The organism is Mycobacterium sp. DBP42 (assembly GCF_005924235.1).
In the GTDB taxonomy this organism is placed as follows: domain Bacteria; phylum Actinomycetota; class Actinomycetes; order Mycobacteriales; family Mycobacteriaceae; genus Mycobacterium; species Mycobacterium syngnathidarum.
In genome coordinates this window covers 350,231-366,080 of the sequence record NZ_VCMY01000002.1, presented here as the reverse complement: position 1 = coordinate 366,080, position 15,850 = coordinate 350,231, and the positions used below count along the sequence as shown (strand labels likewise).

General features: G+C 67.5%; 18 protein-coding genes. 12 read left to right on the top strand and 6 right to left on the bottom strand.

Annotated features, from left to right (window positions below):
* Nucleotides 1-5 precede the first annotated feature (5 nt).
* Nucleotides 6-776 carry a DUF899 domain-containing protein gene (locus E0T84_RS04100; RefSeq protein ID WP_138743868.1) on the bottom strand — a complete coding sequence of 257 codons (771 nt, stop codon included), beginning with the start codon at nucleotides 774-776 and terminating at the stop codon, nucleotides 6-8.
* 102 nt (nucleotides 777-878) lie between these two features.
* On the opposite strand from E0T84_RS04100, the gene E0T84_RS04095 reads away from it, so the two are divergent.
* The 7 genes from E0T84_RS04095 to E0T84_RS04065 all read left to right on the top strand — a co-directional run bounded on the left by E0T84_RS04095 (nucleotide 879) and on the right by E0T84_RS04065 (nucleotide 8,002).
* Nucleotides 879-1,211, top strand: coding sequence for a helix-turn-helix transcriptional regulator (locus E0T84_RS04095; RefSeq protein WP_070945355.1), 333 nt, complete (start codon nucleotides 879-881; stop codon nucleotides 1,209-1,211).
* Nucleotides 1,208-1,651: an SRPBCC domain-containing protein gene (locus E0T84_RS04090; protein ID WP_075909707.1), complete on the top strand. Its 444-nt coding sequence runs from the start codon at nucleotides 1,208-1,210 to the stop codon at nucleotides 1,649-1,651. The genes E0T84_RS04095 and E0T84_RS04090 overlap by 4 nt, the downstream gene beginning before the upstream one ends.
* Before the next feature lie 9 nt (nucleotides 1,652-1,660).
* A complete protein-coding gene (locus E0T84_RS04085) occupies nucleotides 1,661-3,526 on the top strand; it encodes a fatty acyl-AMP ligase (protein ID WP_138743821.1) in 1,866 nt (621 codons plus the stop codon).
* A 26-nt stretch (nucleotides 3,527-3,552) separates the two neighbouring features.
* Nucleotides 3,553-4,008, top strand: coding sequence for a cyanase (cynS, locus tag E0T84_RS04080; protein ID WP_070188065.1), 456 nt, complete (start codon nucleotides 3,553-3,555; stop codon nucleotides 4,006-4,008).
* A 113-nt stretch (nucleotides 4,009-4,121) separates the two neighbouring features.
* The gene (locus E0T84_RS04075) at nucleotides 4,122-5,135 is read left to right on the top strand and encodes an alcohol dehydrogenase catalytic domain-containing protein (RefSeq protein WP_138743820.1); all 1,014 of its coding nucleotides are present in this window, start codon (nucleotides 4,122-4,124) and stop codon (nucleotides 5,133-5,135) included.
* Between the two features lie 176 nt (nucleotides 5,136-5,311).
* Nucleotides 5,312-6,235, top strand: a complete 924-nt coding sequence (locus E0T84_RS04070; protein ID WP_371725690.1) for a PHB depolymerase family esterase — start codon at nucleotides 5,312-5,314, stop codon at nucleotides 6,233-6,235.
* A 186-nt stretch (nucleotides 6,236-6,421) separates the two neighbouring features.
* Nucleotides 6,422-8,002, top strand: coding sequence for a threonine/serine exporter ThrE family protein (locus tag E0T84_RS04065; protein ID WP_070945359.1), 1,581 nt, complete (start codon nucleotides 6,422-6,424; stop codon nucleotides 8,000-8,002).
* Between the two features lie 25 nt (nucleotides 8,003-8,027).
* On the opposite strand, the gene E0T84_RS04060 is transcribed toward E0T84_RS04065, so the two are convergent.
* Entirely contained in the window at nucleotides 8,028-8,264 is a 237-nt protein-coding gene (locus tag E0T84_RS04060) for a hypothetical protein (RefSeq protein ID WP_070188068.1), read from the bottom strand.
* A 233-nt stretch (nucleotides 8,265-8,497) separates the two neighbouring features.
* On the opposite strand from E0T84_RS04060, the gene E0T84_RS04055 reads away from it, so the two are divergent.
* The 4 genes from E0T84_RS04055 to E0T84_RS04040 all read left to right on the top strand — a co-directional run bounded on the left by E0T84_RS04055 (nucleotide 8,498) and on the right by E0T84_RS04040 (nucleotide 12,108).
* On the top strand, nucleotides 8,498-8,905 hold the full coding sequence (locus E0T84_RS04055) for a YciI family protein (protein WP_075909703.1): 408 nt from the start codon (nucleotides 8,498-8,500) through the stop codon (nucleotides 8,903-8,905).
* Nucleotides 8,906-8,919: 14 nt separating this feature from the next.
* A complete protein-coding gene (locus E0T84_RS04050) occupies nucleotides 8,920-10,074 on the top strand; it encodes an RNA polymerase sigma factor (RefSeq protein ID WP_138743819.1) in 1,155 nt (384 codons plus the stop codon).
* A 25-nt stretch (nucleotides 10,075-10,099) separates the two neighbouring features.
* Complete coding sequence (locus E0T84_RS04045; RefSeq protein ID WP_138743866.1) at nucleotides 10,100-11,452, top strand: NAD(P)/FAD-dependent oxidoreductase; 1,353 nt, start codon at nucleotides 10,100-10,102, stop codon at nucleotides 11,450-11,452.
* A gap of 98 nt (nucleotides 11,453-11,550) precedes the next feature.
* On the top strand, nucleotides 11,551-12,108 hold the full coding sequence (locus tag E0T84_RS04040; protein WP_171054898.1) for a hypothetical protein: 558 nt from the start codon (nucleotides 11,551-11,553) through the stop codon (nucleotides 12,106-12,108).
* Here the strand turns inward: E0T84_RS04040 and E0T84_RS04035 are convergent.
* The 4 genes from E0T84_RS04035 to E0T84_RS04020 all read right to left on the bottom strand — a co-directional run bounded on the left by E0T84_RS04035 (nucleotide 12,098) and on the right by E0T84_RS04020 (nucleotide 15,268).
* Nucleotides 12,098-13,459, bottom strand: coding sequence for a TIGR01777 family oxidoreductase (locus E0T84_RS04035; protein ID WP_138743818.1), 1,362 nt, complete (start codon nucleotides 13,457-13,459; stop codon nucleotides 12,098-12,100). The two genes, E0T84_RS04040 and E0T84_RS04035, sit on opposite strands and share 11 nt — an antisense overlap.
* Nucleotides 13,460-13,487: 28 nt before the next feature.
* Complete coding sequence (locus tag E0T84_RS04030) at nucleotides 13,488-13,904, bottom strand: hypothetical protein (RefSeq protein ID WP_138743817.1); 417 nt, start codon at nucleotides 13,902-13,904, stop codon at nucleotides 13,488-13,490.
* Nucleotides 13,905-13,974: 70 nt separating this feature from the next.
* A complete protein-coding gene (locus E0T84_RS04025; protein WP_138743816.1) occupies nucleotides 13,975-14,580 on the bottom strand; it encodes a trans-aconitate 2-methyltransferase in 606 nt (201 codons plus the stop codon).
* A 49-nt stretch (nucleotides 14,581-14,629) separates the two neighbouring features.
* Complete coding sequence (locus E0T84_RS04020) at nucleotides 14,630-15,268, bottom strand: FKBP-type peptidyl-prolyl cis-trans isomerase (RefSeq protein ID WP_171054897.1); 639 nt, start codon at nucleotides 15,266-15,268, stop codon at nucleotides 14,630-14,632.
* Between the two features lie 129 nt (nucleotides 15,269-15,397).
* Between E0T84_RS04020 and E0T84_RS04015 the strand changes: the two genes are divergently transcribed.
* Nucleotides 15,398-15,829, top strand: coding sequence for a Fur family transcriptional regulator (locus tag E0T84_RS04015; RefSeq protein ID WP_138743815.1), 432 nt, complete (start codon nucleotides 15,398-15,400; stop codon nucleotides 15,827-15,829).
* Nucleotides 15,830-15,850 lie beyond the last annotated feature (21 nt).

The window sequence follows — 15,850 nt, the reverse complement described above, 5'->3', positions numbered from 1 at the left end:
GTGGGTCAGTGATCGCCGCAGGCAGCACAGTCCTCACGTGGCGGGCGTGGATCGTTGGTATCGCCGGGGACCGGGTCACCGAACCACCGAGACGGCTCGTGATCGGCGTAGGTGTCGTGCCAGGACCACCATTCGTAGGGCTTGGTCTGCGGATAGCCCGCCGGGGAGTCCTCCCAGCGTTCCTGGCGGCCGAGCGCGGTCATGTCCAGGAAGTTCCAGGTGTTGACGAATGCCTCATCACCCCGGTTGTTGATGAAGTAGGTGCGGAAGACCCGGTCGCCGTCGCGGATGAATGCGTTGGTGCCGTGCCATTGATCGACGCCGAAGTCGACATCGAACTGCGCGCCCGGCCGGGGAATCATGGTGTACCAGGGATGGCTCCACCCCATGCGTTCTTTGATCCGTGCGATGTCGTCCTGCGATCCACGCGAGACGTAGACCAGGGTGGTGTCGCGTGCATTGAGATGGGCCAGGTTGCCGATGTGGTCAGCCATCAACGAACAGCCGACACAACCGTGTTCCGGCCAGTCGTCCACGCCCGGATCGAGAAAGGCGCGGTACACGATCAGCTGACGGCACCCGGCGAACAGGTCGATCAGGGTTGCGCTGCCTTCGGGGCCTTCGAACGCATAGTCCTTGTCCACCGGCATCCACGGCATGCGTCGGCGCAGTGCGGCCAACCGGTCCCGTGCTCGGGTGAATTCCTTTTCCTTGACCAGCATTTCATCGAGTGCGGCCTGCCACTCCGGCGCCGGCACGATCGGTGGATTCTGCACGGTTGCTCCCATCGTCAGCTGCTGCGACATGTTCAAACATTCAACAAAGCAGTTGAATAATCTTCCTCGAGCAAACCACCGCCCGCGGCTATAGTCAACAAGGTGGTTGAAGATCAAGTTCTGGACCGCGCCTATTCGGCCCTGGCCGACGCCACCCGGCGCCGGCTACTGGAGGCACTGCGTGACGGCGATGCCCGCATCAGCGACCTGGCCGCGCCGTTGCCCATGACCTTCGCCGGCGTCTCACGGCACATCGGTGTGCTCGAAGCCGCCGGGCTGGTACAGCGCGAAGTCCGTGGACGCGAGCATTGGGTCTCGCTCAAACAGGACGGGTTGACCATGGCTCAACAGTGGATGAACGAGCAGACGGACTTCTGGTCGACGCGCGCGGATGCGCTGGCCGCACGGTTGCGGCGGAAGGCGGATTCTCGATGACCGATGCGGCGACGGTCCGCGTGCGGCGTCTGATGCCCGCGGCTCCCGACGTGGTGTTCGACGAATGGCTGGACCCGGAGTCACTGCGGGAGTGGATGTGCCCGCGCCCGGTGCGCTGCGTCGAGGTGGATGTCGACCCCCGAGTCGGCGGCTTGGTGCGGTTCGATGTCGACGATTCCGGTACGCGCGTGCTGATCACCGGACAGTTCTTGGTCATCGAGCGGCCTCGGGTGTTGCGCTTCACCTGGAGCAACTCGGACTGGAGCGATCCGACGGTGGTCAGCATCGTCAACGTCGAATTCGAGCCGGCCGGGGACGGGCAGACGTTGATGTCGATCGAGCATTCCCTTTTGCCGCCAGAGGAATTCGACAGCTTCCACAGTGGATGGCTCCTCACGTTCGAGCAGTTGGGAGCCCGCCTGCAGCGTGCCGCGACCTAGACTGCGGTCATGGACAGCGGCGGCACCCAGGTTCGGTACGAGGCTCCGGCAGGCCTGCTCCGCATCGAGGACTGCCTGGACGCCGACGGCGGCATCGTGCTGCCCCCGGACACCACCCTGATATCGCTGATCGACCGCAACATCGCTCACGTCGGCGACCAGATCGCGTACCGCTACCTGGATCACAGCCACGCCGAGGAAGAGGTCGTCGAGCTGACCTGGACCCAGTTGGGTGTGCGACTGCGCGCCGTCTCGGCACGGCTGCAGCAGGTGGCTGCACGCGGTGACCGCGTCGCCGTCCTCGCACCGCAGGGTCTCGACTATGTGGTCGGCTTCTTCGCCGCCATCAAGGCGGGCAACATCGCGGTCCCACTGTTCGCGCCGGAATTGCAGGGCCACGCCGAGCGGCTCGAGACCGCGCTGCTCGACTCCCGCCCGACGACGGTGCTCACCACCAGGGCCGGCGCTGCCGCGGTAGAGGAGTTCCTCGCGAAGATGCCGGTGTCCGTGCGGCCCCGGGTGGAGCTCATCGATGAGATACCCGATTCCGTGGGGACAGATTTCACCCCGATCCCGGTCGATCCCGACGACATCTCCCACCTGCAGTACACCTCGGGTTCGACCCGTCCGCCGGTCGGGGTGGAGATCACGCACCGTGCGGTCGGCACCAATCTGCTGCAGATGATCCTGTCCATCGACCTGCTGAACCGAAACACCCACGGCCTCAGCTGGCTACCGCTCTATCACGATATGGGTCTGTCGATGATCGGATTCCCCGCGGTCTATGGCGGGCACTCGACGTTGATGTCGCCGACCGCGTTCATCCGTCGCCCACAACGGTGGATCCGGGCCATGTCGGAGGCATCGAAACACGGCCGCGTGATCACCGCCGCACCCAACTTCGCCTACGAATGGACCGCCCAGCGCGGAGTTCCCGCAGCGGGGGAGGACATCGACCTGAGCAATGTGGTGCTCATCATCGGTTCTGAGCCGGTAATCCCTGAGGTGATAACGACATTCAACGAGGTATTCGCACCCTATGGGTTACCGCCGACAGCATTCAAACCGTCATACGGCATCGCCGAGGCAACGCTGCTGATCTCGACGATCGCTCCGGCCGAGCAGGCGTCGGTGGTCTACTTCGATCGCGAACAACTCGCGGGCGGGCGCGCCGTTGCCGTCAGCGCCCACGCCGACGGCGCCGTCGCACACGTATCGTGCGGCAACCCTGCTCGCAGTTTGTGGGCGGTCGTCGTCGATCCCGCGACCGCCGACGGGCTCTCCGCGGAAGTGCCGGACGGTCACGTCGGGGAGATCTGGTTGCATGGCAACAACATCGGTCGTGGCTACTGGGGCAGGCCGGAGGAAACCCGCAAGGTTTTCGGGGTCTCGCTGCACTCGCGCCTCGCCTCCGGCAGCCATGCCCAGGGGCTTCCTGAGCACGCCACCTGGCTGCGCACCGGCGATCTCGGGGTGTACTTCGAGGGGCAGTTCTACGTGACCGGGCGTATGGCCGACCTGGTTCAGATCGACGGTCGCAGCCATTATCCCCAGGACATCGAGGCCACGGTGGCCGACGCCTCGCCACTGGTTCGGCGCGGTTACGTCACCGCATTCACCGTCACCCCCGATCCAAGTGGCGACGGTGACGGAGCCAGGCTGGTCGTGATCGCCGAACGCGCGGCGGGCACCAGCCGCGTCGACCCTCGGGAGGCCACCGAGGCCATCCGCGCGGCCGTGGCCGACCGGCACGGATTGACCGTGGCCGACCTACGGTTCCTGCCCGCAGGTGCGATCCCGCGGACCACCAGCGGCAAGCTGGCCCGGGTGGCGTGTCGCGGCGAGTACCTGGAGGGCACACTGGGCGTGCGGTGACCGCCCGGCGCAGGCATGCTGCTGGTATGAGCAGAGACGAGATCACCGCCGCGATCGTGGAAGCCCGCCTGACCAAGGGCCTGACCTGGCAGCAGTTGGCCGACGCCATCGACAAGCCGGTGGTGTGGACGGTGTCCGCGCTGCTCGGTCAGCACCCCGTTCCGGTCGAAGCAGGCAAGACCATCGTGGAGTTGCTCGGATTGGACGATTCGGTGATTCCGGTGCTGGCCGCGGTGCCGATGCGCGGTGGATTGCCCACCGCGGTGCCCACCGACCCCACGATCTACCGCTTCTATGAGGCACTTCAGGTGTACGGCGGCGCGCTCAAGGAACTCATTCACGAGCAATTCGGTGACGGCATCATGAGCGCCATCAACTTCAGTGTTGACGTACAACGCAAGTCACACCCTGCCGGTGACCGGGTGGTGGTGACCTTCGACGGCAAGTTCTTGCCATACGACTGGACCGCCGCGGAAAATTAGCACCGGCTGCGACACAGCTCCCGTTCGTCCTGGGCTGACCGCATTCTGTGGTCAAGCGGGCCGCCGACGGTCGATGATGGCCTGGTACACCGACGGCGACGGTAAGGATCTCAATGTCTACTCATCGAGCTGTTCAGGTCAATTCCTCGGGTGGGGCCCTGGAACTTGTTGACGCCCAAACCCTCTCACCGGAACGGGGGCAGGTGCGGGTGGCGGTCGCGGCGTGCGGGGTCTGCGGCACCGACCGGGCCATCGTCAACGGCGGATTTCCGGGCATCACCTGGCCGGTGACCCCGGGCCACGAGATCGCCGGCACCATTGCCGAAGTCGGCTCCGGTGTCACCGATTTCACGGTGGGCGACCGCGTCGCGATCGGTTGGTTCGGCGGTCATTGCGGAGTCTGCATCCCGTGCCGCAAGGGCCTGTTCATCCACTGCGTGGCGGGTCAGATTCCGAGCCTGCATTACCCAGGAGGCTACGCGGAATCGGTGACGGTACCTGCCAATGCGCTGGCCCGGATCCCCGATGAGTTGTCGTTCGCCGAGGCCGCTCCGATGGGGTGTGCCGGCGTGACGACCTACAACGCGCTTCGCCACACCCGCGCACTTGCCGGCGATGTCGTGGCGGTGCTCGGCGTCGGAGGTCTGGGCCATCTGGGGCTGCAGTTCGCCAACGCGATGGGGTTCGAGACGGTTGCGATCGCTCGCGGCCCCGGCAAAGAGGCGGACGCCCGCGCGCTGGGCGCCCGGCATTACATCGACTCGACCGCTGTGGACGTCAGCGCAGCCCTGCTCGACTTGGGGGGTGCGGCAGTCGTTTTGGCGACGGTGGGCAACTCGCAGGCGATGGCAGACACGGTTGGCGGGCTGGCCCCGCGTGGTGAACTGGTGGTGATCGGGGTGTCGGCAGACCCGTTGCCGATCAGCCCGGTGCAGCTGATCCAGCCCGCTCTGACGATTTCCGGGCATCCTTCCGGGACCGCTCGTGATGTCGAGGAGACGATGCATTTCGCGGTGCTGTCGGGGGTGCGTGCCCTGGTCGAGGAGTGTCCACTCGATGATGCGGCGAGCGCGTATGGGGCGATGGAGAATGGGCAGGCACGCTATCGCATGGTCCTGACGATCTGATCTATCGCACCCGCTGGTCGCTACAAGCAGGTAGCGTCGGTACTTCGTTTGCTGGACGACGAGTCGGTGGGGGCCGGATGGCGTGGAAGCGGAGGGCGACGGTCGCCGGGCGGAGTGTCGCCGGCAGGTCACGTGGCGTTGCCCGGAAGTTCGTATGTGATATCTACTCTGCCCCGGTGCTTTTCGCGCCGGGCCGGCTCAGAACTGCGTTTTTCGCAGCGCTCGTCGCGCTGTCGTGGGGCACGGCGGGCGCCTGGCCCGCCGCGGCCTCGCCGCTACCGTCGGCGCAGCTCGACTTCGGCGGCATGATGCGCACCTATCGTGTCCATTTGCCGGCCGGAGGCCCGCCATCGGGTTTGGTCGTGAATCTGCACGCCGCCGGATCGACCGGAGCAGATCAGGCGGCACTGACCCACTACGACGCCGTGGGCGACACATACGGGTTCGCAGTCGTTTATCCCGACGGCATCGACTACAGCTGGGCCGACGGCCGGGGTGCCTCGGTGCCGGACCGGCAAGGGGTCGACGACGTGGGTTTCATCTCGGCCCTGGTTGAGCGTCTCGTCGCCGAGAACGGTATTCCGCGGGGACGGGTGTACGTCACCGGTCTGTCGGCGGGAGGGTTCATGGCCAATCGCCTGGCCTGTGATCGGGCGGACCTGTTCGCGGCGGTTGCCCCGGTTGCCGGCACGCTCGGTACGAATGTGGGCTGCAATCCGTCCAGGCCCGTCTCGGTCCTCGCCAGCTACGGCACCGCAGACCCCATCGTGCCGTTCAACGGCGGGCCGATGAGCGGGCGCGGTGGAGGCAGCACGGTGCTGTCGGGCCCCGCGATGGTGGATCGGTGGCGCCAGATCGACGGCTGCCCCACCCCGACTGACGAGCCGCTACCCGCCACCGGTGACGGCACCGAGACCCACCGCATCGTCTCCGACGGGTGCGCCGGCGGAACTTCGGTGGTGTTCATGCGAGTCGACGGCGGCGGACATACCTGGCCGGGCGTGCCCGAGATCCTTCCGGTGCAAGCCGTCGGTGCCGCCAGCCGGGCGTTCGACGCGTCGGACGCCTCCGCGCAGTTCTTCGCCGCGCACGGGAGGTGACCGCCGCAGCTGAACCGTGTCGTCTGCTGTCCGAATAGTGTTCTGCGCCACATGCATTCACCATCAGGGTGCTGCGATTTCCGAAGCCGGCGACGTCAGGCTACTGCGGCACAGATCTGCGACGACACTGCAGGTCGCGGCGTAGTTCCACCGGGAACCGACCGTTCATCAGTACGCTTTTCAACGATGGCTGAGGAAGGTCTGAACGGTAGAGATCGCCTGCGCGGAGGGCTGCGCATCGCCCTGCGGGGACGGCGCGACCCGGCACCCGTCGCCGGCCGGCGCAGTCGCGCGTCGGCGGGAATGGGTGACGTGCACACCCGGAAGGTTCTCGATCTGACCATCCGCCTGGCGGAGGTCATGCTCTCGTCGGGCTCGGGTACCGCCGATGTCGTGGCCACCACCCAGGACGTGGCGCAGGCGTACCGGCTGACCGACTGCGTCGTCGACATCACCGTCGCGACGATCATCGTGTCGGCGTTGCCCACCGCGGACAGCCCGCCCGTCACGATCATGCGCGCGGTGCGCACCAGGTCGACGGACTACACCCGGCTCGCTCAGCTCGACCGCCTGGTGCGGCGCATCACCTCCGGCGGTATCACCGTCGACGAGGCGCACGAGGCCATGGACGAGCTGACGGAGAGCCCCCACCCGTTCCCGCGGTGGCTGGCAACTGCCGGCTGGGCGGGTTTCGCGCTCGGCATCGCGATGATGCTCGGCGGCAACTGGTTGACCTGTCTGCTTGCCAGCCTCACTGCCGCATTGATCGACCGCGTCGGACGGTTGCTGAACCGTATCGGCACACCGTTCTTCTTCCAGCACGCGGTCGGGGCGGCGATCGCCACCATGATCGCCCTGGGTGCCTACCGATACGCCGGTCAGGGGCTCAGTGCGCTGGTCGCCACCGGGATCGTGTTGTTGCTGTCCGGCATGACCCTGGTCGGTGCCGTCCAGGACGCGTTGACCGGGTACATGGTCACCGCGGTCTCGCGGCTTGGTGACGCGGTCTTTCTCAGCGCCGGGATCGTCGTCGGCATCACCGGTGCGCTGCAGGCCGCCACGTTGCTCGGGTTCCAGATCGAGTTGCACGTCAACACGGCCGGCACCTTCATCACGCCGAGAGGTCCGCTGCCGATCCTGCTGGCGGTTCTCGGTGCCTCGCTGGCCGGTATCAGTCTGACCATGGCCAGCTATGCGCCACTGCGCTCACTGCCCACGGCCGGGCTGGCCGCGGGCCTGGCGGAGCTGACCTTGATCGGTCTCGGGACAGCCGGTTTCGGTCAGTGGGCGGCCACCGGGGTGGCGGCGATCGGAGTCGGTTTCCTCGCCACGTTGATCTCCATTCGCCGGCAGGCTCCGGCGCTGGTGACGGCGACCGCCGGCATCATGCCGATGCTGCCGGGCCTCGCGGTGTTCTGGGCGGTCTTCGCCTTCGCCGTCGACGAGAACTTCGGTCAGGGACTGGCGCACCTGCTGACCGCGGCGGCGACGGCGTTGGCGCTGGGCAGCGGCGTGGTGATGGGTGAGCTACTCGGCTCGCCGCTGCGTTACCGCGCCGGACGTATCGGTGAGTTCTTCCGTAAGGAAGGCCCGCCCGGGCTGCGCCGGGCCGTGGGCCAGGTGGTCCAGCTGCAGCCGGCCGACAACACCTCTGCGGTCAACTCTCCACGCGCCGAAAGTGTCCCGCTGGAACCGCCGTCGGCGGACGAGCAGGACGCCGATGACACCACAGAAGAGTCGGGTCCGCGAGGACAGACGTCAGGGTGATGCCGGGGCCGCTGCCGGCCGCTGCTCAGGTGAACGGCAGGAAGTCGCCGTTGATCCACACGCCCCAATGGCCGCCCGCGGGCAGGTTCCACCAGACCATCGGGTGCCCCTGCCATGTCTCGGCCGGCTTCTTCGGTGCATTCGGGGGCGGCGGGAGGCTCGGGTCCGGCTCGGCGCTCGCGGTGGCGGCACCGAGGCCGAGGGCGGCCCCGATCAGGCCGGTGGCCGCAATGGTTGCCAGGGTTGCCTTGCTTCCGAACATGAATCTCCACCTCGGTGCTTGACTGAAGAACTTGGATACCCGAAGCTTAGCCAAACAAAGTGATTGATCGCGCACTTGAGGTCCGCGTCGGGGTCATACGCCATCTTGAACCCCTACGACCTGGTCTGACAACGAGACCAGAAATATTTCGGTATTTGTGTCGAGAACGCGACGTCGGCTCCGTCCCAGGGGTGAGCGACCTACTAGGGTCGCGAATCTGAAGGGAGAATCACATGGCCAAGTACCTGTTTCTCAAGCACTACCGAGGTGCGCCCGCGGCCGTCAACGACGTCCCCATGGATCGGTGGACACCAGACGAGATTCAGGCGCACATCCAGTACATGAACGACTTCGCGGGCCGGCTGAAAGACAGCGGTGAATACGTCGACAGCCAGGCCCTCGCCCCGGAGGGGGCCTGGGTCCGCCACGACGGCGACGGCAGACCGCCCGTCACCGATGGCCCGTTCGCCGAGACCAAGGACCTGATCGCGGGTTGGATGATCGTCGACGTCGACTCTTACGATCGCGCCCTTGAGCTGGCCGGAGAACTGTCGGCGGCGCCCGGCGCGGGCGGTAAGCCGATCCACGAGTGGCTCGAGGTGCGCCCCTTCCTGGGAGCGCAGCCGACGGTCACCGAGTAGGGGCCACCGGCGCGGTGGACGAGCAGCAGTTCCGGGATCTCATCCCCGGTGTCCTGGCGGCCCTCGTCCACCGCGGGGCCGACTTCGCCACGGCCGAGGACGCCGTGCAGGAAGCCGTCGTTCGTGCCTGGGAAACCTGGCCGGACCGGCAACCCGACGATCCCAAGGGCTGGCTGGTCACCACGGCGTGGCGGCGTTTTCTCGACATCACCCGATCAGACGTGGCACGGCGCGGCCGCGAGGCGCGGGTCGCGGCGGCGCCGGCCGCGGGGCCCGCCCAGGCGACCGACGACACGTTGGCGCTCTACTTTCTGTGCGCGCATCCGAGTTTGTCCTCGTCTTCGGCCGTCGCACTGACGTTGCGCGCGGTCGGCGGCCTGACCACCCGTCAGATCGCACAGGCCTATCTCGTGCCGGAATCAACGATGGCTCAACGGATCAGCCGGGCCAAGCGGACGGTGGCCGAAGTACGGCTGGACCAGCCCGGGAAATTGAGCACCGTGTTGCGGGTGCTGTACCTCGTGTTCAACGAGGGCTACAGCGGCGATATCGACCTGGCCGCCGAGGCCATCCGGTTGGCGCGCCAGCTGGTCCGGATCACCGACGATCCGGAAGTCGCCGGGCTGCTCGCATTGTTCCTGTTGCATCACGCCAGACGCCCGGCGCGCACTCGCGCCGACGGCACACTGGTTCCCCTGGCGGAGCAGGACCGCACCCGGTGGCGGCGCGATCTCATCGCCGAAGGTGTGGCCGTACTGCAGGCGGCACTGGCACGCGACCGGCTGGGCGAGTACCAGGCGCAGGCCGCGGTGGCGGCGCTTCACGCCGACGCGCAGTCGGCCGAGGAGACCGACTGGGTGCAGATCGTCGAGTGGTATGACGAACTCGTCGCGCTCACCGACAGCCCGGTGGTCCGGCTCAACCGCGCTGTGGCCATCGGTGAAGCCGATGGCCCGCAGGCAGGTTTGGCGGCGCTCGCCGAACTCGACCCGGCGTTGCCGCGCCACACCGCCGCGGCCGCCTATCTGCACGAGCGCGCAGGAGACATTTCCACGGCCGCGCACCTCTACGTGCAGGCGGCGGCCGAAGCGCAGACGCTGGCCGAGCGGAATCACCTCACCCTGCGCGCATCTGCGCTGCACGGTCGCATTCCGGGCCGGGACGGTTAACCTCCTAGTTGTGGGCGACAGTCGGATGAGGGTGTTGATCATCGGTGGGGGATTCGGCGGTCTGTTCTGCGCGCGCCGACTGGGCGGGACCGACGTCGACGTGACGCTGCTGGACCGCGCGGCGGGACATCTGTTCCAGCCCCTGCTCTATCAGTGCGCCACCGGAACGTTGAGCTTCGGGCAGATCAGCCGTCCGCTGCGCGAGGAGTTCGAGCGTCACCGCAATGTCACCACGCTGCTCGGCGAAGCGGTCGACATCGACCCGCAGCTGCGCCAGGTGACTGCCCGTCGGCCGGATGAGACGACGTTCACCATCGACTACGACGTGCTCGTCGTGGCCGCGGGAATGCGACAGTCTTATTTCGGCAAAGAGCATTTCGCGCAGTGGGCCCCGGGGATGAAGACCCTGGACGACGCGGCCCATATTCGGCAGCGGGTGTTCACTGCCTTCGAGATCGCCGAGACGTTGCCGCCCGGCCCCGAGCGTGACGGATGGCTGACGTTCGCTGTCGCCGGTGGCGGCCCCACCGGGGTGGAGTTGGCCGGGCAGATCCGGGAGATGGCGACCCGCACCTTGGCTCATGAGTTCCACAGCATCGAGCCCGAGGAAGCCCGGGTGCTGTTGTTCGACGGCGGTGAGCGGGTGCTGAAGGCTTTCTGTTCCGAGCTGGGGGACAAGGCGACTCGGTCGTTACAGCGGCTGGGTGTGGAGCTCCACATGGGCGTGCACGTGACCGACGTCAACCGCGATGGGGTGACCGTGAGCCCCAAGGCCGGAGGTCCTGACGAGCAGTACGTGGCCCGCACCGTGTTGTGGACGGCAGGTGTCGAGGCCGTGCCGTTCGCCCGGCACCTCGCGCAGGTCTTGGGCGCGGAATCGGATCGCCGTGGGAGAATCGCTGTGGGGCCGGATCTTTCGGTCGCCCGCTATCCCGAGGTGTTCGTGATCGGAGACCTCGCCGGCCGCGAGAATCTGCCCGGCGTCGCCGAGAACGCGATGCAGGGCGGGCTGCACGTCGCCTCGTGCATACGTCGGGAACTGGCCGGTAAACCTCGAAAACCGTTCCGCTACCGCGACCTTGGTTCCGCGGCGTACATCGCTCGGGGGCAGGCCCTACTGCAAGTCGGCCCGGTCAAAATCGCCGGAGTTTTCGGCTGGCTGGCATGGGGCGTCCTCCACATCGCGTTTCTGACCGGGATCCGCAACCGGATCAGCACCGTGACCACCTGGCTGGGCACCATCGCGCGGGCCCGGCGTGCGCACCGGGCCTTCATGCTCGGCGCGACGGGCCTTCCCGAGCAGCGCTATACGTGGACCACCTGGGATGCGCTCACGCCGCCATCGTCGGACGCGCCGCCAGAGGCGGGCGGTCGCTGACCGCAACGATCGCACCTGCCGGCGCCGTCCCAACCCAGCGCGTACTCAGGGCGGTGTGCGACGATGCACGGACCGACCGAGAGAGGACCGCCGGATAGATGACCGAAGCGCAGCGCGCCACGCTCGCCGTTCACGCAGCGAAGCTCGCGATCGCCGGCCTGACCGCCGCGGGCGCCGTGCTGGTCGGGGCCGGCCAGGCCATGGCGGACCCCGTCGTGCCTGATCCAGCGCCTGCACCGGCGGATCCCGCACTGCCGGCGCCCCCTCCGCCGCCACCGGCCAGCCCTCCGCAGGTTCCCGAGATCGCCAACCCTGTGTACGGCTCCGGGCAGTACGGATCGGGACCGGTGGGCACCCTGCGCGATCTGTGGCACCAAGCTCATGACCCGTACGGTTTCCAGGGCGGCGGGGGAGCGCCTGATGGTGTCGCACCGCCTCCCGGCGCGGGTCCGGCACCGCCATTGCCGCCCGGATACAAATCGATCAACGCTCCGGGCTCGGAGACTCCGGTCACCGAGCCGGCACCCGGGAGCGGGCCGGCCGGCCCTCCGCTGCCACCCGGGTTCTACTCGCTCGACGGCCCACCTCCGCCGGGATACGAGTACAACTCGCCGGGGCAGCAGCCGGCCGCGCCGCCGGCAGTTCCTACGCCGTAGCCGGGCGTCCCAAGACGTGGCGCAGCGCCTGATCCAGCTGCGGATGGCGGAATCTGTGATCGGCGGCGGTCAAGACCCCGGGCATCGCCCGCTGGCTGGCGCATGCCAGTTCGCGGGCACCCTGGTCGCCCAGCAGCAGCCGTGGCCCCACAGTGGGCACCGGCAGAATCGTCGGGCGGTGCAGAACCTGGCCTAGCGTGTCGGTGTAGTCAGCGTTGCGCACCGGTTCCGGAGCCACTGCGTTGACCGGGCCGGACAGCTGCGTGTCCCACAACGCCCGGTGGTAGATGTCTACGAGGTCGTCGATACCGATCCAGGCCAACCACTGCTGCCCGTCGCCGATGCGGCCGCCGAGTCCGGCGGCGAACAGTGGCCGCAGCAGCCGTAACGTTCCGCCGCTCGGGGACTGGACGATTCCGGTGCGAATGCGCACCACTCGTGTGCCTGATCGTTCAGCCGGGGCCAGCGCGTTCTCCCAGTCCGCCACCACGTCGGCCAGGAAGCCGTCGCCGCGGTCGCTGGTCTCGGTGAGAAGCTCATCGCCGCGGTCGTATCCGTAGAAGCCGACGGCCGACGCGCTGACTACCACGCGCGGTCCGGGATCGGTGGCGGCGACCAATTCGGCCAGGCGCCGGGTCGGATCGATGCGGCTGTCGCGAATTGCGCGGCGGTGCCCTTCGGTGAACCGGCCCGCGATCGACGCACCGGCCAAGTGGATGAAGGCATCCACCCCGGCGAACAGTTCCGGGTCGGGGTCAGCCGGATTCCATTGCCGTTCATCAGGTTCGGTTGCCGGGTGCCGTACCAGCCGGATGACCCGATGGCCCCCGGTGCTGAGGAACGCGGTCAATGCCGAACCGACCAGCCCGGAGGCCCCGGTGATCGCGATCGTCAGCGGCCTCAGCCCCTGGGCGCGGGCCTGCTGGTGGGCCGCCAGGTCGGCGGCGAGCTGGCGGTGACGGTAGGCGAACATCGGGCGTAGGAAACGGCCGGGCACCGGCGTCTCGACGCGGTCGGTCATCCGGGTGTGCGTGGCGTCGATCGCTTCGAAATCGTGAATGTGCTTCCAACGCACGGCCAGTGCCGCGGGCAGCGACGCCGGCCCGCCGCGGGCGATCTGGTCGACGAAGCGCCGTGGCGGGTCGTAGGCGTCGGCTTGGTGCTGAGCCACCCACCGCAGCCCGCCGGGGATTGCGAGTTCGGCACGGCCGTCACGCAACGAGGCGGCCTCGGCTCTGAGCTTCATGGCTTGCCAGGGCGGCGAGAGCCGGGCGAATGCACCCGGGCGGCTGTGCCAGGCGAAGACGTCTTCTTGCGGGGCGTCGATGATGCTGGAGTACACCAATCCCATCAGCCGACGTTACCCGCAGAATCCGGACCTAGGTCGCTGCCCGCTTCGCCCGCATGCCCGCATAGGCGAACAACAGGCCGGTGCCGATCTCGGAAAGGGCTGTCACCCAGGAGAACCAGGTGACATTGATGCGGGGGCCGCTCAGATAGCTGTCCTGGAATTCCGGCCAGAGATTCGGCAGCAGATGCGCGTAGGTGAACACGACGGCACTGCCGACACCGGTGAAGATCGCGAGATCGGGCGCCCGGGGATGTCCGCGCAGGGTCAAGGTGATCGCGATGATGACGATCACGCCCTGGATCATGCCGCCGACCATGACGAACATCGGCGATGCCGACATCCCGCGTAGTAGGTGATCGATCACATGCAAGCCCCAGCCGGCCAGAAAAGCCCATGCGGTCAGGCGCAGAAAGCGTTGTGCCTGAACGATTGTCGGTGCTGTCATACGAGCCCCCGGGATCGTTGTACTACAGGCGATAGTAGATCTAGGGGAGGCCCGTGGCAATAGTCGCGTGCTAGGCGGGCCGCAGAATCGCGACGAGGAAGTCCGAATCTTCGGTGAAGGGCCGCAGATCCCATGTGGACAGCAACAGATCCCGGGCGAATCCGGCCGTTGCCGCGTCATCGAGGAACTGGCCGAACCCGTATTCGCGGCCGGCCCCGAATCCGATCACCGCGCGGCCGCCGTCGGCCAGGTGAGCACGCAGATGGGTCAGCACCTGGACCCGGGTGCTCGGGGCGAGGAAGGTCATCACGTTGCCGGCCGACACGATGATGTCGAAGGGGTCGGCTATACCCCGCGCCGGTAGGTCGAGTTCAGCGAGGTCGCCGACGAGCCAGCGAGGACCGGGGTGGTCGTTCTCGGCTGCCTCGATCAGCGCGGGGTCCACGTCGACGCCGACCACATGGTGGCCGACGCCGGCCAGGTATCCGCCCACCCGCCCGGGCCCGCAGCCGGCGTCCAGGATGCGGGCACCGCGCGGTGCCATCGCGTCCACCAGTCGAGCTTCACCGGCCAGATCCTCACCGGCGCGCGCCATGGCACGAAAGCGTTCGATGTACCAGTGCGAGTGCCCGGGATCGGCTGCGACCTTTTGCATCCAGATACTGCGCTCGACCATGTGAGCATTGTTGCAAGCGGACACCGGGCGCCGGGCGGACGGTGTGTGTCTATTGCTGGGCGTCGAGAATCTTGATCGCGAAGATCAACGTGTCACCGGGCTGGATTCCGGCGGCGGGCTGGCCCTGGGGATAACCGTCGGCCGAGGCCACCGCGACCCCCACCGTGGAGCCGACCTTCTGTCCCGAGATTGCCTTCTGGAAGCCGGGGACGACGCCGTCGAGCGGGAAGTCGACCGTCTCGCCACGCTGGTAGCTGCTGTCGAAGACCGATCCGTCGCGTCCGTTGACACCCATGTAGCAGACCGTGACGTTGGCCGTCGGCGCGACGACGGGTCCGTCACCGGCCTTGAGGGTATGCACCTGGGTCTCGGCCACGCTGAACGGCCCGTTCACCTTGACCGCAGGCGCCGCGGTGTCAGTGGAGCCGGTGACCTCGATGCTGCCGGTCGCCCCGGACGTCGTCCATTCAGGGACCCCCGCGTCCTGCGGCGCCGCGGTCGGGCAGGTGGCGGCCTCGGTTGCGGTCTCGGCGATGGAGGGGGTGAGGACATCGGCGACCGACGGTGTGCTCGACGAGGACGTGGCCGAGGAGGTTTCCGTGTCGGACCCGCACGCGGCGAGGGCCATGGTCAACGACGCGGCACAGGCCACGAGCGCAACGGAGGAAGGCACGCGAAAGGAATTCATGCACGTCACGCTACAGCCGCGGACGGATACCACCCGAGGACGGTGTCGTGCGCCGATCGTGATCTCGCCGGCCGGGGCTTCGATATCGAAACCTTGATACCTTCCAGGTTTGTCGCCACACTCGAGGTGATGGCTGAAGGCCTCGACTTCACAGGCATGTTGCGTTCGGCCGGGCTCCGGATCACCCGCCCCCGGCTGGCGGTGCTCAATGCGGTGAAGGAGCATCCGCACGCCGAGACCGATCTGGTCATCCGGGCCGTGCGCGTTCACCTGCCCGATGTATCCCACCAAACCGTGTACGACGCCTTGAACGCGTTGACCGCGGCCGGGCTGGTACGCCGGATCCAACCGACCGGCTCGGTGGCCCGCTACGAGACGCGGGTCGACGACAACCACCACCACGTCGTGTGCCGGTCATGCGGCGTGATCGCCGATGTCGATTGCGCGGTCGGCGCCGCTCCTTGCCTGACCGCATCCGACGACAACGGTTTCGCGATCGATGAAGCCGAGGTCATCTACTGGGGCCAGTGCCGCGACTGTGCACGATCTCGAAGTTCCTGATGGCAGCCCCGTCACCGACAG

Coding starts and splice junctions, on each gene's coding strand:
- E0T84_RS04055 (WP_075909703.1), top strand. CDS start 8,498: ATGGCCAAGTACCTGTTTCTCAAGCACTACCGAGGTGCGCCCGCGGCC.
- E0T84_RS04045 (WP_138743866.1), top strand. CDS start 10,100: ATGAGGGTGTTGATCATCGGTGGGGGATTCGGCGGTCTGTTCTGCGCG.
- E0T84_RS04025 (WP_138743816.1), bottom strand. CDS start 14,580: ATGGTCGAGCGCAGTATCTGGATGCAAAAGGTCGCAGCCGATCCCGGG.
- E0T84_RS04030 (WP_138743817.1), bottom strand. CDS start 13,904: ATGACAGCACCGACAATCGTTCAGGCACAACGCTTTCTGCGCCTGACC.
- cynS (WP_070188065.1), top strand. CDS start 3,553: ATGAGCAGAGACGAGATCACCGCCGCGATCGTGGAAGCCCGCCTGACC.
- E0T84_RS04075 (WP_138743820.1), top strand. CDS start 4,122: ATGTCTACTCATCGAGCTGTTCAGGTCAATTCCTCGGGTGGGGCCCTG.
- E0T84_RS04090 (WP_075909707.1), top strand. CDS start 1,208: ATGACCGATGCGGCGACGGTCCGCGTGCGGCGTCTGATGCCCGCGGCT.
- E0T84_RS04020 (WP_171054897.1), bottom strand. CDS start 15,268: ATGAATTCCTTTCGCGTGCCTTCCTCCGTTGCGCTCGTGGCCTGTGCC.
- E0T84_RS04065 (WP_070945359.1), top strand. CDS start 6,422: ATGGCTGAGGAAGGTCTGAACGGTAGAGATCGCCTGCGCGGAGGGCTG.
- E0T84_RS04085 (WP_138743821.1), top strand. CDS start 1,661: ATGGACAGCGGCGGCACCCAGGTTCGGTACGAGGCTCCGGCAGGCCTG.
- E0T84_RS04015 (WP_138743815.1), top strand. CDS start 15,398: ATGGCTGAAGGCCTCGACTTCACAGGCATGTTGCGTTCGGCCGGGCTC.
- E0T84_RS04060 (WP_070188068.1), bottom strand. CDS start 8,264: ATGTTCGGAAGCAAGGCAACCCTGGCAACCATTGCGGCCACCGGCCTG.
- E0T84_RS04035 (WP_138743818.1), bottom strand. CDS start 13,459: ATGGGATTGGTGTACTCCAGCATCATCGACGCCCCGCAAGAAGACGTC.
- E0T84_RS04040 (WP_171054898.1), top strand. CDS start 11,551: ATGACCGAAGCGCAGCGCGCCACGCTCGCCGTTCACGCAGCGAAGCTC.